Below are 20,590 nucleotides of genomic sequence, written 5' to 3' on the forward strand. Positions count from 1 at the left end.
TTTCCTCCACTTAAGATTCAAAGTTATAAGTCCAATAAGGTTCTACTTCTAAGAAGCTTTTTACTTGTCCAGATACATCAGGTGTTGCAAGTTGCTCTAAGAATGGACCTGTTTGTGATGCGTGAGCTTCAAATGCACGTAGTTTTACCTCTTTATAATCACTGATCTCATTTAGAATGTCTGGCTCACCAAGTTTTTCGGCTGCGTCATTACTAAATGCTACAAGTTGTAAACGTGGTCTTTCTTCTACTGACATGCGTCCGACTGTTCTAACTACCGCTTCTGCAGTTGCTTCGTGATCTGGGTGAACAGCAAATTTAGGATAGAAAGAGATGATTACGGATGGTTTTAGTTCATCGATTAAAGATTTTACCATTGCATCCATTTCGTCATGTGGTTCGAATTCTACAGTTTTATCACGAAGTCCCATTTTTCGTAAATCTGTAATACCAATCGCGTCCATAGCGTTTTCTAATTCTTTTTCTCTTATATGCGGTAATGATTCTCGTGTTGCAAAAGGTGGGTTTCCTAAATTACGACCCATTTGTCCTAATGTCAAACATGCGTAAGTGACTGGGATACCATTGTCTATATAACGTGCTAGCGTTCCAGCAGATGAGAACGATTCATCATCTGGATGTGGGAATATTACTAATACGTGACTTTCCTCTGCCATGATTCGCCCTCCTTAAACTTCAAATGGTTGTGTACTAATTTCTAATGCGGCTGCTAATTGACCTTCATAGTTAAAGCCAGCTAATAGAAATTCACCATTATCATTTACTTCATAATGCGTTAAACCTTGAACATAAACCCAACCATTATTAACGAGTTTTAAACCAACTCTGTAAGGGTCTTTTTCTCCACCTTTAAGTTGAGCATGCTCAAATGTGACTTGTATATTGCGTAAAAATGTACCTGCATTAAACACGCGTTGATCAAAGTGTGCAGCGTAGGCACCATTTGTTGTTTCAACGTGTATATAAACAGGTTTGTTTTCATATGATGAAAGTAACGTTTGTACTTTTTCAACATTTATCTGTTCCAAAATTTTGCCTCCTTGCCATTAGAAACGGACATTACAAAATTCAATTATAGTTATTGCATATCGCAAAATAATTTAGAATATATAAGTATATCTTATAGTGTAAACGTACTTGTATACATTTTCTACTAGTAATGTGAATTTTATCTCTAACAATCTTACTATATTTATGATTATCACCTTATTTTACTAAAAACAGTAACAGAAATGTATCTCTCTGCTCAATTATTCTAAAAGAATTTTAAAATTTTTAAAGATACTGCTAAAAAAGCCCTTATTCTGTTAAAAATACAGAGAATTATATAGTATGAAAGTATCAAAAATAATTATTAGTTATATTGTCATAGGGCTTACTGAAAAATTTTGATAATGGAGGAAATTGTTGTGAAAATTACTAATTTAGGAACACGGGAATATGCTTCATTTTATGTAGCTTGCGAATTATATAAAGAAATGAGCCAAAATCCTCATAGTAAACTAGGCTTAGCAACCGGTGGTACAATGGTACAAATTTATCAATTTTTAGTTGATTTACTAAGCAAAAATCAACTTGATGTCACAAATATTGAAACATTTAATTTAGATGAATACGTTGGACTTGATGCTAATCATAAAGAAAGTTATCACTTTTACATGAATGATGTGCTATTTCGTCGATATCCTTATTTTAATTCAGCAAATATATTTATTCCTAACGGTCATGCAGAAGACTTAGCATTAGAAGCATCACGTTATGAAGCGTTAATCAATAAACGAGGACCAATTGATATACAAATTTTAGGTATTGGTGAAAATGGTCATATTGGCTTTAATGAACCAGGTACTGATATTAATAGCCCTACGCATATCGTCAATTTAACTGAGAGTACAATAAACGCAAATAGTCGATATTTTGATGATGAAACAGAAGTGCCTAAACAAGCGCTTTCTATGGGTCTTGCGACAATTTTAAAAGCTAAACGTATCATCTTAATTGCATTTGGTGAGAAGAAAAGGGCAGCAATTGAAGCATTGACTAAAAATGAAGTTGATCCGACAGTACCGGCCACTATCCTACATGCGCATCCTAATGTGGAAATATATGTAGATGATGCATCAGCACCAAGAAACTAAGTCCCGTTTAACAAAATATGTTCAGGGTAAACAGATGATGTGTAAAGTAAGATATTTAATGTTTAAATGTAATGTGTAAGCAGATAAAACATTTATCAAAAATAGAAGGGATGATTATTTTGGAACTACAACTAGCAATTGATTTATTAAATAAAGAGGATGCTGCAGAATTAGCAAATAAAGTCAAAGATCATGTAGATATCGTAGAAATTGGAACGCCAATTGTTATAAATGAAGGTTTACCAGCTGTACAACATTTAAATGATAATATTGATGGTGTAAAAGTATTAGCAGATTTAAAAATTATGGATGCTGCAGACTACGAAGTAAGCCAAGCTATTAAATATGGTGCAGACGTCATTACAATACTTGGCGTTGCAGAAGATGCATCTATTAAAGCAGCTGTTGAAGAAGCACATAAACATGACAAACAATTATTAGTAGATATGATAGCTGTGCAAGATTTACAAAAACGCGCAAAAGAATTAGATGCGCTAGGTGCAGATTATATTGCTGTTCATACTGGTTATGATTTACAAGCAGAAGGTGTTTCTCCTCTAGACAGTTTACGCCAAGTTAAATCTGTAATTAGTAACTCTAAAGTAGCCGTTGCAGGTGGTATTAAACCAGATACAATTAAGGACATTGTTGCAGAGGATCCTGATTTAATTATTGTTGGTGGCGGAATTGCCAATGCTGATGACCCTGTAGAAGCAGCAAAACAATGTAAAGCTGCAATTGAAGGAAAATAATTATGACAGAAATCACAAACTATCGTTTAATACTTGATGAATTAGACAACACATTATCACATGTAAAAGACAGTGAAGCCGAAACTTTTTTAAAGCAAATTATTAAAGCAGAACAAGTTTTTGTATCTGGAAAAGGACGTTCGGGTTTTGTGGCAAATAGTTTTGCGATGAGATTAAATCAGCTTGGGAAAAGTGCATATGTAGTTGGTGAGTCAACTACACCATCTATTACTGAGCGAGATATCTTTGTAATTATTTCTGGGTCAGGATCTACGGAACACTTAAGATTATTAGCAGATAAAGCAAAATCAGTAGGTGCCGAAGTGGTATTACTAACGACCAAACCAGAGTCGCCAATTGGTGACTTAGCCAATGCTATCATTGAACTTCCTGCTGGTACAAAATACGATGCGGAAGGTTCAGCACAACCTTTAGGAAGTTTATTTGAACAGGCAGCACAAGTATTCTTAGACAGTGTCGTGTTAGATTTGATGACTGAATTAAAAGTCGATGAAGAGACGATGCAACAAAACCATGCTAATTTAGAGTAAAAGAAACAATGTAAAATTTAAATAAAAAAACGCTAACCCTATTGATTGTATAGTAGGGTTAGCGTTTTTTTTATGTTTAAATTGCATATATTATATCTTTGTTTTGGGATTTAGCTCCACATTTAAAATATAAATTGATATTTTAGTTGTTAAGTAGTTAAAATTTATGGTTTTTGATGTTTGAAATGGGAAATTTATGTTCATTGTTACCACGATTATAGACATTGTTAAGGGCAAAGAGAGTGAATGAATGTTAATATGATTTATATAAAAGTTAACAAAGAGATGTGATAAATATGCAATTAATAAATAAAATAGCAGAACATGCGCAACAAAATGGAAATCAAATTGCGCTGGAGTTTGATGGTCAACGTCTTACATATCAGCAGTTACAAGTCAAAATAATAGAAGTGAGTAAACAAATGACTGGATTATCAGTAAATCAGTTTGTAGGTATTTCTATTAAAGATCCGTTAGATACTATGGTTTACTATCTAGCATTGCTCTATAAGGAACATTTACCTTGTTTATTAGATTATCGTTGGTCAAACGAACAAGTGAATCAAATATTAAAATATTACCACATTCCGTATATCATTGATGAGCAACATGAAGTATTCGCTACTGGATATAAACAGCAAAGGGCATACGATTTTGAACAGTTACAATTTTTACATATTGGATTCACCTCTGGAACGACTGGATTACCTAAAGCTTATTACAGAGATGAATTATCTTGGATACATTCTTATTTTGAAAATGAGAAACTCATACCTAAATCATTAACGACTGTTATAGCACCTGGACCGTTAGCACATTCATTGTCGTTATACGCTTGTATCTATGCATTATATAGTGGTAGAACATTTATAGGACAGCAAAACTTTAATGCATTGACACTTATGGAACGCGTGAATAATTTGCAACAAAATGTTGCACTTTTTTTGGTACCTACAATGTTAGCAAGTTGTCTTAATGTGAAAAAAGTATTAAATAAAAATCATTATATATTTAGCAGTGGAGATAAACTTTCAGAACATGTTAGAGATAAAGTAGATGTATCTTTTCCTAAGTCAATTATCGTCGAATTTTTTGGAACATCAGAGGCGAGTTTTATTAGCTATAATTATGACAATCAAGCACCAGCTCAATCAGTAGGTCTACCATTTGATAATGTTAACATCAAGTTAACACAAAAAGATGAAAATAATATTGGCATACTTAATATTAAGAGTGACATGGTATTTAGTGGATATGTTGATAAAGGTATTTTGCAATCAAGTTGGATTTCAACAGGTGATTTCGCCTCGATAGATAAATATGGTTATCTCTATTTACACGGTAGAGCAAATGACCGGCTAATCATTGGTGGTCGAAATGTATATCCAAGTGAGGTAGAACATGTATTGCAAGCGTCAGAATGGTTTGATGAGGTGCTTGTTATTGGACAACCGCATCCTACCTTTGGAGAAGTGGCTATTTTAATCTATACATCTGATAAAACAATTACTTACCGTGAGCTGAAACAATATTTGTCGAAGCATTTAGCAAGATATAAGATTCCTTCAAAATTGAAAAAAATAACGCAATTTAAGCATACTGCAAGTGGAAAAATTGCAAGGAAAGCCATGAAAGAATGGTATTTGGAAAGAAGTGAGTATAAATGAGAGAACCAGTAATTATTGCGGCTAAACGTACAGCTTTTGGCAAGTTTGGTGGCCAGTTGCGCCATTTAGAACCTGAGTACTTGTTATTACCATTATTTCATTACTTTAAGCAAAATTACCCATCCGTTATGAAAGACATAGATGATGTTGTATTAGGCAATGTTGTTGGTAATGGGGGGAATATAGCAAGAAAAGCTTTACTAGAAGCAGGCCTAAATGAAGAGATACCAGGTGTTACCATTGATAGACAATGTGGTTCTGGTTTGGAGGCAATTATATATGCATGTCGAATGATTCAAGCGGGATCAGGCGAAATTTACATAGCAGGTGGTGTAGAAAGTACAAGCCGATCACCATGGAAAATCAAACGGCCACAATCTGTTTATGATTTTCAAGTACCTGAATTTTTTGAACGAGCATCATTTGCGCCAGAACATGAAGATCCTTCTATGATTGAAGCGGCAGAGCAAGTAGCTAATGTATACAATGTCACAAGACAACAACAAGATCATTTTGCATACGCAAGTCATCAAAAAGCAGTCATTGCATATGAGCAAGGTCAAATGGCACGTGAGATATTACCTATTTCAGTTAAAGGACAGCTATTTGAAAAAGATGAAAGTTTAAAGCCTAAATTAACTGAACGTACATTAAATAGGTTTAAGCCTTTATTACCTGATGGCACAGTTACTGTAGGAAATAGTTGTATGAAAAATGACGGTGCAGCACTTGTAATAGTCATGGAACGAGAATTAGCTGAACGAACAGGACTGACATCAGGGTTAATATTCAAACAGAGTATGACAAAAGGTGTTTCTCCGAACGTATTAGGTATAGGTCCGATACCTGCAGTCACAGAATTATTACAGCGCACCCAATTTTCAATGGAAGATATTGATGCGATTGAGATAAATGAAGCTTTTGCATCCCAAGTGATTGCAAGCCAATTAGCATTAAATGTACCAGATGAAAAGTTAAATATATTAGGTGGCGCGTTAGCAACTGGTCATCCATATGGAGCAAGCGGTGCTGCATTGGTCACACGGCTTTTTCATTTAGAATCTAAAAAGCATATGCTCGCAACAATGGGCATAGGAGGTGGTATGGGTAATGCAGCATTATTTGAACGATGGTGAGGAAGTGTTGGAGATTTCCTTTGATCAAGTAGAAGTAGCAAAATATAATGCATTGTTTAATCAATCAACGTCCTCAAAGGTTCCTACAATGTTATGTGCAAGATTGTGGCCTAAATTTAAAACATTTCAGAATTTCAGTACAAAAGTATTACTTTTACATGAGACGATAATTGAAACAAATCAAGTATTGTATAGCAATGAAAGTTATCAAGCTAAAATAATGTTAATAAATGAGAAAAAAATCGGTCATTTTATCAAGTATATTTATAAGATGGAAATTTATAAATATTCTAAAAAATGTATTGATATTACACAAACGTTTTTGGAAAAGGTGAAATAGATTTGAAGTTTTCAAAGCATGAAGTAGCAGAATACTTAAGTATAGTTCGAGATAAAAATCCGGTTCACAGTCAGATTGTTCCTGGTCAATTTGCTGTTGAAATGGCGATGGTTCATCAAAATATCTCGTGGAATAATTTTAAAGTTAAATACGTAGAACCTATAGAAATAGATGAAGAAATAGACTTTGAATTTGATGGATGTAATCATATAATTGTTTCAAATTCGATAAAAAGGGTAAAAATCCACATCCTTAAAAATTAAAGGTGTGTATATAAATTGTATGTAGTTAAAAGATTGTTTTACAAAAAATGTAAAATTAATCTGACTTGTTATTTTGAATTATTGCCAAATGAATAAAAATAAAAAAGTGAAAGTTAATGAATTGTATTCAATTTGACAAAATAGAATAACTACGTATAATAATATAACATGTTAAGGGGAGTGACATGTTCATGGATTATGACAAGGATTTTGACAAAAGTAACATAAATAGGGTAGATCCTAAAGCAGCTAAAAAAACCGTATTTGCAACCGGTGTTGGTAATGCAATGGAATGGTTCGACTTTGGTCTATACTCTTATTTAGCAGTTATACTCGGACAAAACTTTTTCAGTTCGGTAGAAAATGATCAACTCAAAACAATTTTTACCTTTGCAACGTTCGCGATTGCATTTTTACTTAGACCCGTAGGTGGTATCATTTTTGGTATTATCGGTGATAAGTTTGGTAGAAAAGTCGTATTAACGACGACGATTATCATGATGGCATTTTCAACATTGTTAATCGGATTATTACCTACATATGATCAAATTGGTGTTTGGGCACCGATACTGCTTTTATTAGGTAGAGTGTTACAAGGATTTTCAACAGGTGGAGAATATGCAGGTGCAATGGTATATGTTGCAGAATCATCTCCAGATAATAAGAGAAATACACTTGGCTGTGGATTAGAAATTGGTACGTTATCAGGTTATATTGCAGCTTCGGTAATTAGTGGTTTACTATTCTTCTTCCTAAATGATCAGCAAATGGCATCTTGGGGTTGGAGAATTCCATTTATACTTGGTTTGTTCTTAGGCATCTTCGGTTTCTATTTAAGACGACGTTTAGAAGAATCGCCAGTATATGAAAATGACGTTGCGACACAACCTAAGAGAGATAACATCCGTTTCTTCACAATTATAAGATATTATTACAAAGACATTATCGTTTGTTTTGTAGCGGTAGCGTTCTTTAACTGTACTAACTATATGGTAACTTCATACATGCCATCATATTTACAAGAAATAATTAAACTTGATAGTACAACTGTCACAGTTTTAATTACTTTAGTAATGGCTGTTATGATTCCATTAGCATTAATGTTTGGTAGAGTAGCTGATAAAATTGGTGAAAAGAAAGTATTCTTAATTGGATTAATTGGAACTGCATTGTTTAGTGTGCTTGCATTCTCACTTTTCCAATCTAAATCTTTGATACTTATTATTATTGGTATTTTCATTTTAGGTTTCTTCTTGTCAACGTATGAAGCTACAATGCCAGGTTCATTACCAACAATGTTCTACACTCATATTAGATATAGAACATTGGCAGTTACATTTAACGTTTCTGTATCATTATTTGGTGGTACGACACCTTTAATTGCTTCATCGCTAGTAGCGAAGACAGGAGATCCGCTTTCTCCAGCTTATTACTTAGCGGCAATGAGTGTAGTAGGTATTATCGTTATTTCATTACTACATGTAAGTACAGCTGGTAAGTCACTTAAAGGTTCTTATCCAAATGTACAAAATGACGAAGAATATGATTACTATTCTAAAAACCCTGAGAAAGCTTTATGGTGGGCGAAAGACAAACGAGTTTAAGTAAATTGCATAGTGTAATGTGAAATTTAAAGAAAATTAAGATATAAATACAAAAATTTAAGCCCTTAAATGAATTTAATCAATTCATTTAAGGGCTTTTTATTAGGCGATAATATATCGACAGTGCTTCGAGGTACTCTCCAAGCGACAAAGGGGACAATCTTTGGTCGACAGTTTTACGCCTAATAGGGTGAGTGTTTTTTAGGAATGTTTTATGCTTTTTATTATTTAAAGGGGACAACTTTAAATAATATCCTTATAGGGTTTTAACTTCATATTTTTAGGAGTAGTTATTTATGTTCTTCTGAATTTGTTTATCGAGCTTTTTCTGTTTTATCTTTGATGTGATTGTTGATGATGTTTAATAACTTAGTTTCATGCTGTCGACATCACCTTCAAGTAGAGAGAGTAACTTATATAATTCATTTTTGCTAAAGTTCTCATCAAATTTAACAGTTATCGATTTAAAGGTCTTGGTGATAATTTCATAAATTGGGTTTCCATTTTCGATTGTCTGTTTGTAGATAATCATGTTGTAATTCCCTCCTTTGTCTCTCTACACTTAATATAGTAATACAATTTTTAAATTATATCATGAGGCTGTAGTATCAATTTAGATTCAGACTATTGTCGTATCTATATGTAAAGCATGTTAAGGAGTGCATAATTAGACTAGTTATTAATTTGATAACAGTACTGTAGTCTTAAATATAATAAATAGAGACGATGGTTGATATTAACCTATAATGAAAACGAACGATTACTTTCTATAATTAGTACAAATTTAAAACAATAAAAAAACAGTAGCAACGAAATGTGTGTTACTACTGTTGAAAATCTATTTACAATGTGTTGTTGTTAATTAAACATCAGTGACATCGATATCAATTTGCTCGATACGGTTATATGCGCCGTGGTCTACCGGACCAACGAAGTCATTCATCTTCCAACCGTTTTTAATTGCAGAAGCGACGAAAGCTTTTGCGGCTATCACTGCTTCACGTGGTGATTTACCATTTGCTAAATATGCAGTAGTCGCAGCAGCGAATGTACATCCAGCTCCATGGTTATAGCTTTGTTGGAACATAGCCGTAGATAATTGATAGAATTTATCTCCATCAAAGTATAAATCATATGATTTATCTTGGTCTAAAGCTTTTCCACCTTTGATGATGACATGTTGAGCACCTTGATCATGAATGATTTGAGCTGCTTTTTTCATGTCTTCTATTGATGAAAGTGTACCTAAGCCGGATAGTTGTCCTGCTTCAAATAAATTTGGTGTAACTACTGTTGCTTTTGGTAATAAATATTTTATCATTGCATCTGTATTACCAGGATTCAATACTTCATTTTCTCCTTTGCAAACCATAACAGGATCTACGACAAAATAATTTGCTCCAGATTCAACATATGCTTCCCCAGCACGTTTAATAATTTCTTCTGTACCTAACATACCAGTTTTAACTGCATCTGGACCAATAGAAATTGCAGTAGCAAGTTGTTTTTCAAAGACATCAAATGGTAGGGGTGTTACGTCATGAGACCATGTTTCTTTATCCATTGTCACGATAGAAGTCAAGGCTACCATGCCATATGTGTCTAATTCTTGAAATGTTTTTAAATCAGCTTGCATACCTGCGCCAGCACTCGTATCTGAACCGGCAATTGTTAGTGTTTTCTTTAAAGCCATTGATGTTCACTCCCTAAATTTTCTATATGCTAATATCATACCACGATTGTCGACTATTCTAAATAATGAGAATTTATATCATTATATAGTAGATATAGAATTGTTGAATGAGTTAGTAACTAAGAAGTAATGTATATGTTAATATATAAAATGAGGTGATATGCGATATGGAATGGTCCGAGATATTTCATGAAATTACAACAAAGCATGATTTCCAAGCCATGCATGACTTTTTAGAAAAAGAATATACAACGCAAATTGTCTATCCAGATAGAAAAGATATATATCAAGCTTTTGATTTAACACCATTTGAACAGGTGAAGGTAGTTATATTGGGACAAGATCCATATCATGGTCCAAATCAAGCACATGGATTAGCGTTTTCAGTTCAACCGGATGCTAAATTTCCGCCATCACTAAGAAATATGTACAAAGAATTAGAAGATGATATAGGTTGTCATAGAAATTCGCCGCATTTACAAGATTGGGCGAGAGAAGGTGTTTTATTATTAAATACTGTATTGACAGTTCGTCAAGGGGAAGCGCATTCTCATAAAGATATAGGATGGGAATTTTTCACTGATGAAGTGATTGCTGCAATTTCTCATTATCTATCGAATGTAGTTTTTGTATTATGGGGTAAACCAGCCCAACAAAAAATTAAGCTCATCGATACAGAAAAACATCATATAATCAAATCACCACATCCTAGTCCGTTATCAGCGTATAGAGGTTTTTTTGGGTCTAAGCCGTATTCACAAGTGAATGCGTATCTTGAGTCGAAGGGTATAAGTCCAGTTAATTGGTGTGAAGGTGAGGAATAAAGTATGGAAAAGGAAAAAATAATTCAGCTAATTGAACATGAACTTGTTCAAGCTGATGAAGCGAATAGTGAAGTCGATTTTGAAAAACATATTTATGCTATTCGAACGTTGACTGAACTAGTTACAAGTGATTCAGAAAATGTTTCATTTAAAGAAAAGCGACAAACATCATCCAAAGCTTATCTATCTCAATCGAGAGTTGAAAAAAGCAGTTCTCAAGGTGTTAAACAACAAGGTACAGATGAAATATCGATGTCTGAGTTAAAGGCAATGGGTGGAAATGTGCCTGCAAGTCAACAAACGACAGCAAATGATACATCGATATCAACGAAGCGGATGGTTACAGATGATGAATTAGGGAATGGAGAATCCATTTTTGACTTTTAATATAGAAGGGACGCAAAAAACATGATGAAATTATTTATTATTTTAGGTGCTTTAAATGCCATGATGGCAGTAGGTACAGGTGCCTTTGGTGCGCATGGATTGGAAAATAAATTATCCGAAAAATATATGTCAGTTTGGGAAAAAGCAACAACTTACCAGATGTATCATGGTTTAGGTTTATTAGCACTTGGTATTATTGGTGGAACGACTTCAATTAATGTCAATTGGGCAGGTTGGTTATTGTTCTTTGGTATCGTATTTTTCAGTGGTTCATTATATATTTTAGCACTGACACAAATCCGTATTTTAGGTGCTGTGACACCAATCGGTGGAGTATTATTTATAGTTGGTTGGTTAATGCTAGTTATTGCGACATTTAAAATTTAATTGTTTAAGAATTCATCTTGTGGTTAAATACATTCCATGAGGTGAATTTTATTTATGGATAAAAAAGACGTGCAAGTAGATAGAGGGGACCTAAAGCAAAATTTGTCTGAGAAATTTGTTTGGGCAATTGCTTATGGTTCTTGTATAGGTTGGGGGGCATTTATTCTACCAGGAGATTGGATTGGTCAATCTGGGCCAATGGCAAGTGCGATTGGTTTAGTCATAGGTGCAATACTAATGATTTTAATTGCAGTAAGTTATGGTGCATTAGTAGAGCGATTTCCTGTTTCGGGTGGTGCCTTTGCTTTTAGTTTTTTAGGGTTCGGTAGATACGTGAGTTTCTTTTCATCATGGTTTTTAACGTTTGGTTATATTTGTGTAGTTGCACTGAATGCAACAGCATTTAGTTTGTTAATTAAATTTTTATTGCCAGATGTATTGAAGACTGGAAAACTTTATACTATCGCAGGATGGGATGTTTACATAACGGAAATTATTATCGCATCGCTATTGTTAATTGTATTTATGTTTGTCGCAATTATTGGTGCTAGTGTTTCTGGATCATTACAGTATTATTTCTGTGTTGCAATGGTGATTACGATTCTGTTGTTATTTTTTGGTTCTTTCTTTGGTAATAATTTCTCATTAGAGCATTTGCAACCACTTGCAAATGAACAATCTGGATGGTTAACATCAATTGTAGCTATAGTAGCTGTTGCACCATGGGCATATGTCGGTTTTGACAATATTCCGCAAACTGCAGAAGAGTTTAACTTTTCACCAAATAAGACATTTAAGTTAATTGTATATAGCTTGCTAGCTGCAGCTATCACATATGTTATAATGATTTTCTTTACTGGTTGGTTAAGTACATCAAGTAAAAGTTTAAATGGAAATTTATGGTTAACAGGTGCAGTGACGCAAGAAGCATTTGGTTATATAGGTTTAGCTATATTAGCGATTGCAATTATTATGGGTATATTTACTGGATTGAATGGATTTTTAATGAGTTCTAGTAGATTATTATTTTCAATGGGGCGTGCTGGTATTATGCCAAGCATATTTAGTAAATTACATCCACGTTTTAAAACGCCCTATATAGCAATTGTATTTTTAGTGATGATTACTTTAATTGCGCCATGGCTAGGACGAACTGCTTTGACTTGGATTGTTGATATGTCTTCAACTGGCGTTTCAATTGCATATTTCATTACTTGTTTATCAGCAGCTAAATTATTTAGTTATAATAAATCAAGTAATACTTATGGTCCGGTATATAAGACTTTTGCCATTTTAGGTACGATAGTTTCATTTATATTCTTGTGCTTACTATTAATTCCAGGTTCTCCGGCTTCATTATCAATGCCATCGTATGTTGCATTGGCAGGATGGTTAATAATCGGTTTGATTTTCTTCTTTATTCGCTATCCAAAATTGAAAAAAATGGATAATGATAAATTAAGTCAACTTATTTTAAATCGTACGGAGGATGAATTGGTAGATTTAATAAATGAAAATAAATCTGATAAAGCAAAATAATAAATTTTTGTAATTGAATAATTGTATTTTACATTTAATATTTAAATAAATTATTTTAGTAAGAAATCCTCGCACTTAATTTTAGTGTGAGGATTTCTTTATGATGATTTACGATGGCGCAACAGTTTGTATTTATCAGAAAGTATGAGTTTAAAGAAATGATCTGCAAATAATAAACCTAATGCAATTGCACCCGCAATTAAAGTCACTTCTAGCATCGTATTGATTGCTTTACTAAATTCAAGTAAAACAAGATTTTTGGTTGCATCAAATGCTAAACCACCAGGTACTAAAGGAATAATGCCTGGAATCATAAATAGTATAACAGGTTCCTTTTTCAATCGAGTCATAATGTGACTCAATATACCTAATACCAGGCTACCAAAAAAACTAGAATAAATCGTATGTAATTGAAAGGTTTCAAAGAATAAAGTATATATCATCCAACCGCTCGCACCAACAAAACCGACAGTATGGTACAAGCGTTTTGGAACATCAAAAATCACTCCGAAAAATAATGAAGCAGTATAACTAAATAATAAATTTAAAATCCAAAACATAGACATTACTCCTAAAAAATAATGAGAATTGTACCGACGCCAGCGCCGATGCCGAATGCAGTAACGAGTGCTTCAAGGGACTTAGTCGTAAACATCAACATATGACCACCAAATAAATCTTGGATTGCATTAGTGATAAGTACGCCAGGGACGATAGGCATTACTGCAGCAATTATGATTGTTGAGCCGGATCCACCTGGAAATATCTCACGGCCCAAAACAGTTATTAGACCAATCACCATAGCTCCTGCAAATTCAGGAATGAACTGTGCTTGTAGTTTACGGTCTAATACTTCTACTACCAAGTAGCCAAATGCACCTGCCACTAAAGCGGTAATCACATCTATCAAATGTCCTCCTTGTAAATATAGAAAGCTGACTGAAATAACTGCGGCAGCTATAAATTTATAAAATAAATCATGATTTATACTTTGAGCAGTTCGTATTTTACCTAATGCGTGATATGCATCTTCTAAGGAAATATCACCTCTAGCAAGCCTTCTAGAAATACGGTTTGTTTCTGAAATTCTATGTAAATTTGTATCGCGAGATTTAATTCTAAAAATTCTAGGGTAGGTGTCATCGTGTAACATGAAATTAATCACAGTGTTGGTAACGAAGCTATTGCTTTCAGTATAGCCAAGTGTATGTGCGATATGAGTCATTGTATCCTCGACACGGGAACCTTCAGCCCCAGATTCTAGCAAAATTCTACCAGCTAAGACGATAACATCTTTAGCTAATCTTTCATCATAACTGTCGATACTTTGAGCATAATTTGTCATTTAATCACCAATCATAAAATATTGTAATTTACCTATGTTTAATGTTGGTATAGGTTGGAAATAAAAATTACTAAGAATACGTATATTCTAACACGTTATTTCCGAGAAAGTATCATTAATTTAAGTAAGTTTTCTTTGTTTATAGATTGTACAATTTGATTTTGTGCAATACTAGAAAGTCAAAAATGTTTCAAATATTGCAAATAGGTTAATATAATATTAGTTAGCTGTTACAACTTGTTATTGAGTAGCGACAATGACAAAGTTTTATTAGCAGTTAATACTTAAATTAAGTAGTGATTAAAGTTCTCCCAAACACACTACAAAAAAGGCACATTTGTACAATTATACAAATGTGCCTTTTAATATATTGTTAGCTAAAAAATACATGTGCTCTAAATGGAGCATCCATTATAATAAAGATTATACGTGAAATAAATCTTGAATTTCATCCTTTGTAATAATGTGACCAACATAGAAACTACCAAAATCGCCATAGCGAGCTGTTGTTTCATCAAAGCGCATCTCATAAACAATTTTTTTGAATTGTAATGGATCGTCTGCAAATAATGTTACACCCCATTCAAAGTCATCAAATCCTACTGAACCTGTAATGAATTGTTTGATTTTACCAGCATATTTACGGCCAATTTTACCATGGTTATACATAAGTTCTTGTCTTTCTTCTAGTGATAACATATACCAGTTATAAGTTTCATTACGTCTCTTATCCATAGGATAGAAACAAATATATTCTGATCTTGGTAGTTCAGGGAATAAACGTGGTTTGATATGAGGATTCTCATATGGGTCTTCGTCTGATTTACCAGCAAGATAATTACCTAATTCAATAATTGAAACAAATGAATAAGTAGGGATTAGATAATCCGTGATTTTCAATTTATTAAATTCATTTTCGAAGGCATTTAAATCTTTCATTTCTGGTCGTAATGCCCATAATAAGATATCTGCTTTTTGACCTGTAATATTATAAAATGCATGATCACCAGTATTGTTTGTGCGTGCTGATTCATGCTTGTTTAAAAATGATTGCAATTCTTCTACAAGAGATTGACGTTCTTCATTTGGAACTAAACGCAAACTCGTCCAATCAATAGCATATAATAAGTGTAAACTATACCATCCATCTAACGTTTCTGGTGCTTGTGGCATTTTAATCGCTCCTTTTAAATTCATATTCTACACTTAAAAATTTTACCATAAAGGTAGTGATATAACATAAGTAAATGATTACAAATTAGTGACATGGAATTCTATAAAAAAATGGCGTATAATGGTTATGAAAAATGAATATAAAAATTCGAGGAGGCCATTATGTCTTTATTAGATGTATTACAAGAAAAACTTTCAGGAAAAAATGTGAAAATCGTTTTACCTGAAGGAGAAGACGAACGCGTATTAACAGCAGCAACTCAACTACAAACTACGGATTATGTAACACCTGTACTATTAGGTAACAAATCTAATGTTGAAGCATTAGCTACTGAAAAAGGATTAGATCTTTCAAATTTAGAAATCATTGATCCTGAAACAAGTGAATTAAAAGCAGAATTAGTTGAGGCATTTGTGGAGCGCCGTAAAGGAAAGGCGACACAAGAGCAAGCTGAAAAAATGTTGAATGACGTTAACTATTTTGGAACAATGCTTGTTTATACTGGCAAAGCGGAAGGTTTAGTAAGTGGCGCAGCACATTCAACAGGGGATACTGTACGTCCAGCACTACAAATTATCAAAACTAAACCTGGTGTTTCAAAAACATCTGGTATCTTCTTTATGATTAAAGATGATCAACAATATATCTTTGGAGATTGTGCAATCAATCCAACACTTGAAGCTCAAGATTTAGCAGAAATTGCAATTGAAAGTGCAAAATCTGCACAAAGCTTCGGTATGTCACCACGTGTTGCAATGTTGAGCTTCTCTACAAAAGGTTCGGCTAAATCTGACGATGTAGAAAAAGTTTCAAGTGCTGTGAATTTAGCTCAAGAAAAAATCGAAGCGGACAACCTAGAAGGTATCGTTGTAGATGGAGAATTCCAATTTGATGCTGCAATTGTACCAGAAGTTGCAGAGAAAAAAGCGCCTGGTGCTAAGATTCAAGGAGATGCAAATGTATTTATTTTCCCAAGCTTAGAAGCTGGTAACATTGGTTATAAAATTGCTCAACGTCTAGGTGGATTTGACGCAGTGGGCCCAGTACTACAAGGACTAAATTCTCCAGTAAATGATTTATCAAGAGGTTGTTCAACTGAAGATGTTTATAACCTATCAATTATTACTGCTGCGCAAACTTTACAATAATGGATTTAACAAGCAAATATTTTAATGGTATCGATTGGCGCTACATTGATCATTCGTCAGGATTAGAACCAATGCAATCATTTGCGTTTGATGATACATTTTCAGAAAGCGTAGGAAATGGAGCTTCTAGTAGTGTGGTACGAACATGGATACACCAACATGCTGTGATTTTAGGCATTCATGATTCGAGATTACCATTTTTACATGAAGGCATAAGATATTTGACTGATGTCCGTGGATATAATGCGATTGTTAGGAATTCAGGTGGACTTGGTGTAGTGTTGGATCAAGGCATTCTGAATATTTCTCTTATTTTTAAAGGGAAAAATGAAGTAACAATTGATGAAGCATTTACAGTTATGTATTTATTAGTTGCTAAAATGTTTGAAGATGAAGATGTTGAAATTGAAACGCATGAAATTGAACAATCATATTGTCCAGGCAAATTTGATTTAAGTATCAATGGTAAAAAGTTCGCTGGCATTTCACAAAGACGCGTCCGTGGTGGTATCGCGGTGCAAGTATACTTATGTGTCGAAGGTGATGGTAGTGAACGTGCTGAAATGATGAAAGTATTCTATCAGCATGCGCTAAAAGATGCTGAGACCAAGTTTAAGTATCCTGATATTGACTCGCAGTGTATGGCTTCGTTAGCATCCTTGTTAGGTAGAGAAATTACAGTGCAAGATGTAATGTTTCAATTGTTATATGCTTTGAAAGATTTAGGCGGACGATTGAATATGGAACCAATTACAGATGAAGAATATGCGAAGTATGATGGTTATTATGATAAAATGATTGAACGAAATGCTAAAATTAATCAAAAAATGGATTAATACATTAGTGATATAAATATAAAAGATTTAAGAAGTGTATGTGACGATAAGTGTTAAGAAATAAAATCGCAATAGTAATATAACAAGTAGCTTGAATGGTATAGTGTTATGTGACTTTTATTTCTAATAGTGTAATGTTGACTGAAAAAACATTTACTAAAGCTCTTATATATTTAGTCATATGCGCTTCTTTTTTTTATACATTTTTAATATGTTATTCTGTTATAGTGGTTAAATTGTGATAAACAGAAATTAGTAGAATGAAAATATGCTTTAAGTAAAAAAGTATAAAGTTAATAAAGTTTGTTTTATATACTTATATAGTAAAAAAGAAATTTACCTCTCTATCAAAAAGGTCTATATACTTTAAAACTTAAAAAACGTAAGCATACATTTTTCTAATTGTTGAATTATGTAAGCTAAAAAAGTAATATAGTAAAAGTGAAGACGTAAATAATGCATAAATGAATATGCTGATAAGTTTATATTTTGAATATCGACATGAACGTTTTATAATAAGAACATATTGTTAAAAATTAGTAGCAGGTATTAACTTTTGGTTATAAACTGTGAATAAGACGCGTTAATATGACATGTATGACTATAGTTGTATAGTATAATTTATAAACTGTGAGATAATAAGAATGTGATGAAACAAAGACTTAAGTAATAGTACCGATTAAAAATGTTAACAGTCAAAAGCGGTATAATTTTAAACTGAAATGGCTTTTCAAAAATAAAATGCTGGAATTTCCCGGGAAATCTTATGCATTTTTAATATTGGATGAGCAAACTGTGTAATTATTTTGTCTATAGTAATATTAAGTACTTAAATCATAAATTTATAGGATAACTAAAGGTGATTGAAAATATGGCACAACATGGATATGGGGAAGCAAATGGGAAGGTAATCTTAATAGGTGAACACGCGGTTACGTTTGGCGAGCCAGCAATAGCCATTCCATTTACTACCGGAAAAGTTAGAGCAACAATCGAGGCATTAAGTGACACAGAGACCTCATATATTAAAAGTGATGTTTACGATGGCGCATTGAATTATGCACCAGAGCACTTAAAAGCAGTAATATTCCGTTTTATTGATTTATATAAAATTGATAATCCTATTAAAGTAACAATAGATACCAATCTTCCCGCTTCTCGTGGACTCGGATCTAGTGCAGCTATGGCAGTCGCATTTGTTCGTGCAAGTTTTGATTATTTAAATAAACCTTTATCAGATGCGCAATTAATTGAAGAAGCGAATTGGGCAGAACGTATTGCACATGGAAAACCCAGTGGAATTGATACGCAAACAATTGTATCTAATAAGCCTGTTTGGTTCCAAAAAGGTGAAGTTCAAAACTTAAAACCATTAGAACTCAAGGGATATATGGTTGTCATTGATACTGGTGTTCGTGGTTCTACAAAACAAGCGGTTGAAGATGTTCATAACTTATGTAAAGAAGACGAAACATATCTACAGTATGTTGAGCATATTGGAAAGCTTGTGTTTGAAGCAAGTGATGCAATTAATCACCATAACTTTGAACAATTAGCCTCAATTTTTAATTTATGCCAAGATAATTTAAAAACTTTGACAGTAAGCCATGAAAAAATCGAAGCCCTACTTGAAGCGAGTAAAAAAGAAGGGGCAATAGCAGGTAAATTAACTGGCGGTGGCCGTGGAGGTAGTATGATTGTCCTTGCGACAAATATAGAAATAGCAGAGCGCATTGCAAAAACTGCTGAAGCCCTTGGTGCACACCATACATGGATAGAATATTTAGGAGGTTAACGTTTTGGTTAAAAGTGGTAAAGCACGTGCACACACAAATATAGCACTTATAAAATATTGGGGAAAAGCTGACGAAGAATTAATTATTCCAATGAATAATAGTTTATCTGTTACCTTAGATCGTTTTTACACAGAAACTAAAGTGACATTTGATGCACAATTTGAGAAAGATACCCTAGTGTTGAATGGTAAAGAAGTCAATGATAAAGAAACTACCAAAATTCAACGCTTTATGGATATTGTACGTAGCGTGAGTGGTACCACAAATCATGCATATATTGAAAGTGATAACTTTGTTCCTACGGCGGCTGGATTAGCATCTTCTGCTAGTGCCTATGCTGCACTTGCTGCTGCTTGCAATGAGGCTTTGGGTATGGAACTTTCAGGCAAAGATTTGTCTCGATTAGCACGTAGAGGGTCAGGTTCTGCTTCGAGAAGTATATATGGTGGTTTCGTAGAATGGGAAAAAGGGCATGATGATAATACATCTTTTAGCCAACCAATAGAAGCTAATGGTTGGGAAACAGATTTAGCTATGATTTTTGTAGTCATTAATAATCAATCTAAAAAGGTTTCAAGCCGCGCCGGTATGTCTCATACACGTGATACATCTCGTTTTTATCAGTATTGGTTAGATCATGTTGATGAAGATATAGCGGAAGTTAAACATGCAATAAATAAGCGTGATTTTAAACATTTAGGTGAAGTCTTTGAGGCAAATGGCCTACGAATGCATGCAACCAATTTAGGTGCACAACCTCCATTTACATATATGGTAGATGAAAGTTATCAAGCTATGGAAATTGTACATAAGTCTCGTGAAGCAGGATATCCATGTTATTTTACTATGGATGCTGGACCAAATGTCAAAATCTTAGTAGAACAAAAAAATAAAGCAGCAGTTGTAGAAGCATTGTTACAATCTTTTAACGAAGATCAAGTGATTGTCAGTGATATTACGAAAAAAGGCGTCGAAATTATTAAATAAGGA

23 protein-coding genes are annotated in these 20,590 nt (G+C 33.5%); 16 read left to right on the forward strand and 7 right to left on the reverse strand.

The window, feature by feature from the left end; translation table 11 throughout:
• Positions 1-10: 10 nt before the first annotated feature.
• Both bshB2 and MHZ36_RS08360 read right to left on the reverse strand, forming a co-directional pair.
• Positions 11-676 carry a bacillithiol biosynthesis deacetylase BshB2 gene (gene bshB2 / locus MHZ36_RS08355; protein ID WP_239231031.1) on the reverse strand — a complete coding sequence of 222 codons (666 nt, stop codon included), beginning with the start codon at positions 674-676 and terminating at the stop codon, positions 11-13.
• 12 nt (positions 677-688) lie between these two features.
• Positions 689-1,048, reverse strand: a complete 360-nt coding sequence (locus MHZ36_RS08360; protein ID WP_239231032.1) for a YojF family protein — start codon at positions 1,046-1,048, stop codon at positions 689-691.
• Positions 1,049-1,429: 381 nt separating this feature from the next.
• On the opposite strand from MHZ36_RS08360, the gene nagB reads away from it, so the two are divergent.
• From nagB to MHZ36_RS08400, 8 genes are all read left to right on the forward strand, one after another.
• Positions 1,430-2,158, forward strand: coding sequence for a glucosamine-6-phosphate deaminase (gene nagB, locus MHZ36_RS08365; RefSeq protein WP_239231033.1), 729 nt, complete (start codon positions 1,430-1,432; stop codon positions 2,156-2,158).
• Positions 2,159-2,277: 119 nt separating this feature from the next.
• Positions 2,278-2,910: a 3-hexulose-6-phosphate synthase gene (gene hxlA / locus MHZ36_RS08370; protein WP_239231034.1), complete on the forward strand. Its 633-nt coding sequence runs from the start codon at positions 2,278-2,280 to the stop codon at positions 2,908-2,910.
• Between the two features lie 2 nt (positions 2,911-2,912).
• The gene (gene hxlB / locus MHZ36_RS08375) at positions 2,913-3,461 is read left to right on the forward strand and encodes a 6-phospho-3-hexuloisomerase (protein ID WP_239231035.1); all 549 of its coding nucleotides are present in this window, start codon (positions 2,913-2,915) and stop codon (positions 3,459-3,461) included.
• A 296-nt stretch (positions 3,462-3,757) separates the two neighbouring features.
• A complete protein-coding gene (locus tag MHZ36_RS08380) occupies positions 3,758-5,128 on the forward strand; it encodes an AMP-binding protein (protein ID WP_239231036.1) in 1,371 nt (456 codons plus the stop codon).
• Positions 5,125-6,264 (forward strand): thiolase family protein, encoded by a 1,140-nt coding sequence (locus tag MHZ36_RS08385; RefSeq protein ID WP_239231037.1) that lies wholly within the window; start codon positions 5,125-5,127, stop codon positions 6,262-6,264. The genes MHZ36_RS08380 and MHZ36_RS08385 overlap by 4 nt, the downstream gene beginning before the upstream one ends.
• Positions 6,239-6,604: a hypothetical protein gene (locus tag MHZ36_RS08390; RefSeq protein WP_239231038.1), complete on the forward strand. Its 366-nt coding sequence runs from the start codon at positions 6,239-6,241 to the stop codon at positions 6,602-6,604. The genes MHZ36_RS08385 and MHZ36_RS08390 overlap by 26 nt, the downstream gene beginning before the upstream one ends.
• 2 nt (positions 6,605-6,606) lie before the next feature.
• A complete protein-coding gene (locus tag MHZ36_RS08395) occupies positions 6,607-6,867 on the forward strand; it encodes a hypothetical protein (RefSeq protein WP_239231039.1) in 261 nt (86 codons plus the stop codon).
• Positions 6,868-7,058: 191 nt separating this feature from the next.
• Positions 7,059-8,471, forward strand: coding sequence for an MFS transporter (locus MHZ36_RS08400; RefSeq protein ID WP_239231040.1), 1,413 nt, complete (start codon positions 7,059-7,061; stop codon positions 8,469-8,471).
• 361 nt (positions 8,472-8,832) lie between these two features.
• On the opposite strand, the gene vraX is transcribed toward MHZ36_RS08400, so the two are convergent.
• Both vraX and thiD read right to left on the reverse strand, forming a co-directional pair.
• Positions 8,833-9,003, reverse strand: a complete 171-nt coding sequence (gene vraX, locus MHZ36_RS08405; RefSeq protein WP_042738061.1) for a C1q-binding complement inhibitor VraX — start codon at positions 9,001-9,003, stop codon at positions 8,833-8,835.
• Between the two features lie 330 nt (positions 9,004-9,333).
• Positions 9,334-10,164, reverse strand: coding sequence for a bifunctional hydroxymethylpyrimidine kinase/phosphomethylpyrimidine kinase (gene thiD, locus MHZ36_RS08410; protein WP_239231041.1), 831 nt, complete (start codon positions 10,162-10,164; stop codon positions 9,334-9,336).
• Between the two features lie 167 nt (positions 10,165-10,331).
• On the opposite strand from thiD, the gene MHZ36_RS08415 reads away from it, so the two are divergent.
• From MHZ36_RS08415 to MHZ36_RS08430, 4 genes are read left to right on the forward strand one after another with little or no spacing between them, the layout of a single operon-like run.
• Positions 10,332-10,988, forward strand: a complete 657-nt coding sequence (locus MHZ36_RS08415) for a uracil-DNA glycosylase (protein ID WP_239231042.1) — start codon at positions 10,332-10,334, stop codon at positions 10,986-10,988.
• 3 nt (positions 10,989-10,991) lie between these two features.
• Positions 10,992-11,375 (forward strand): DUF5327 family protein, encoded by a 384-nt coding sequence (locus MHZ36_RS08420; RefSeq protein WP_239231043.1) that lies wholly within the window; start codon positions 10,992-10,994, stop codon positions 11,373-11,375.
• Positions 11,376-11,399: 24 nt separating this feature from the next.
• Positions 11,400-11,762 carry a DUF423 domain-containing protein gene (locus tag MHZ36_RS08425; RefSeq protein ID WP_239231078.1) on the forward strand — a complete coding sequence of 121 codons (363 nt, stop codon included), beginning with the start codon at positions 11,400-11,402 and terminating at the stop codon, positions 11,760-11,762.
• Between the two features lie 54 nt (positions 11,763-11,816).
• Positions 11,817-13,301 carry an APC family permease gene (locus tag MHZ36_RS08430; protein WP_239231044.1) on the forward strand — a complete coding sequence of 495 codons (1,485 nt, stop codon included), beginning with the start codon at positions 11,817-11,819 and terminating at the stop codon, positions 13,299-13,301.
• A gap of 98 nt (positions 13,302-13,399) precedes the next feature.
• On the opposite strand, the gene MHZ36_RS08435 is transcribed toward MHZ36_RS08430, so the two are convergent.
• The 3 genes from MHZ36_RS08435 to hemQ form a co-directional block, all read right to left on the reverse strand.
• The gene (locus MHZ36_RS08435) at positions 13,400-13,861 is read right to left on the reverse strand and encodes a threonine/serine exporter family protein (RefSeq protein ID WP_239231045.1); all 462 of its coding nucleotides are present in this window, start codon (positions 13,859-13,861) and stop codon (positions 13,400-13,402) included.
• Between the two features lie 11 nt (positions 13,862-13,872).
• Positions 13,873-14,646, reverse strand: a complete 774-nt coding sequence (locus tag MHZ36_RS08440) for a threonine/serine exporter family protein (RefSeq protein WP_239231046.1) — start codon at positions 14,644-14,646, stop codon at positions 13,873-13,875.
• A 423-nt stretch (positions 14,647-15,069) separates the two neighbouring features.
• Complete coding sequence (gene hemQ / locus MHZ36_RS08445; protein WP_239231047.1) at positions 15,070-15,819, reverse strand: hydrogen peroxide-dependent heme synthase; 750 nt, start codon at positions 15,817-15,819, stop codon at positions 15,070-15,072.
• Positions 15,820-15,978: 159 nt separating this feature from the next.
• Between hemQ and pta the strand changes: the two genes are divergently transcribed.
• The 4 genes from pta to mvaD all read left to right on the forward strand — a co-directional run bounded on the left by pta (position 15,979) and on the right by mvaD (position 20,587).
• On the forward strand, positions 15,979-16,968 hold the full coding sequence (gene pta, locus MHZ36_RS08450; protein ID WP_239231079.1) for a phosphate acetyltransferase: 990 nt from the start codon (positions 15,979-15,981) through the stop codon (positions 16,966-16,968).
• On the forward strand, positions 16,968-17,804 hold the full coding sequence (locus MHZ36_RS08455; RefSeq protein WP_239231048.1) for a lipoate--protein ligase family protein: 837 nt from the start codon (positions 16,968-16,970) through the stop codon (positions 17,802-17,804). Before pta ends, MHZ36_RS08455 begins: the two co-directional genes overlap by 1 nt.
• Positions 17,805-18,675: 871 nt before the next feature.
• Positions 18,676-19,599 (forward strand): mevalonate kinase, encoded by a 924-nt coding sequence (gene mvk, locus MHZ36_RS08460; RefSeq protein ID WP_239231049.1) that lies wholly within the window; start codon positions 18,676-18,678, stop codon positions 19,597-19,599.
• A gap of 4 nt (positions 19,600-19,603) precedes the next feature.
• On the forward strand, positions 19,604-20,587 hold the full coding sequence (gene mvaD / locus MHZ36_RS08465; protein WP_239231050.1) for a diphosphomevalonate decarboxylase: 984 nt from the start codon (positions 19,604-19,606) through the stop codon (positions 20,585-20,587).
• Positions 20,588-20,590: the final 3 nt, after the last annotated feature.

The sequence above is a fragment of the Staphylococcus sp. ACRSN genome, from assembly GCF_022346615.1.
GTDB lineage: Bacteria > Bacillota > Bacilli > Staphylococcales > Staphylococcaceae > Staphylococcus.

Coding starts and splice junctions, on each gene's coding strand:
- bshB2 (WP_239231031.1), bottom strand. CDS start 676: ATGGCAGAGGAAAGTCACGTATTAGTAATATTCCCACATCCAGATGAT.
- hxlB (WP_239231035.1), top strand. CDS start 2,913: ATGACAGAAATCACAAACTATCGTTTAATACTTGATGAATTAGACAAC.
- MHZ36_RS08380 (WP_239231036.1), top strand. CDS start 3,758: ATGCAATTAATAAATAAAATAGCAGAACATGCGCAACAAAATGGAAAT.
- MHZ36_RS08385 (WP_239231037.1), top strand. CDS start 5,125: ATGAGAGAACCAGTAATTATTGCGGCTAAACGTACAGCTTTTGGCAAG.
- MHZ36_RS08390 (WP_239231038.1), top strand. CDS start 6,239: ATGCAGCATTATTTGAACGATGGTGAGGAAGTGTTGGAGATTTCCTTT.
- MHZ36_RS08400 (WP_239231040.1), top strand. CDS start 7,059: ATGGATTATGACAAGGATTTTGACAAAAGTAACATAAATAGGGTAGAT.
- vraX (WP_042738061.1), bottom strand. CDS start 9,003: ATGATTATCTACAAACAGACAATCGAAAATGGAAACCCAATTTATGAA.
- thiD (WP_239231041.1), bottom strand. CDS start 10,164: ATGGCTTTAAAGAAAACACTAACAATTGCCGGTTCAGATACGAGTGCT.
- MHZ36_RS08415 (WP_239231042.1), top strand. CDS start 10,332: ATGGAATGGTCCGAGATATTTCATGAAATTACAACAAAGCATGATTTC.
- MHZ36_RS08420 (WP_239231043.1), top strand. CDS start 10,992: ATGGAAAAGGAAAAAATAATTCAGCTAATTGAACATGAACTTGTTCAA.
- MHZ36_RS08425 (WP_239231078.1), top strand. CDS start 11,400: ATGAAATTATTTATTATTTTAGGTGCTTTAAATGCCATGATGGCAGTA.
- MHZ36_RS08430 (WP_239231044.1), top strand. CDS start 11,817: ATGGATAAAAAAGACGTGCAAGTAGATAGAGGGGACCTAAAGCAAAAT.
- MHZ36_RS08435 (WP_239231045.1), bottom strand. CDS start 13,861: ATGTTTTGGATTTTAAATTTATTATTTAGTTATACTGCTTCATTATTT.
- MHZ36_RS08440 (WP_239231046.1), bottom strand. CDS start 14,646: ATGACAAATTATGCTCAAAGTATCGACAGTTATGATGAAAGATTAGCT.
- hemQ (WP_239231047.1), bottom strand. CDS start 15,819: ATGCCACAAGCACCAGAAACGTTAGATGGATGGTATAGTTTACACTTA.
- MHZ36_RS08455 (WP_239231048.1), top strand. CDS start 16,968: ATGGATTTAACAAGCAAATATTTTAATGGTATCGATTGGCGCTACATT.
- mvk (WP_239231049.1), top strand. CDS start 18,676: ATGGCACAACATGGATATGGGGAAGCAAATGGGAAGGTAATCTTAATA.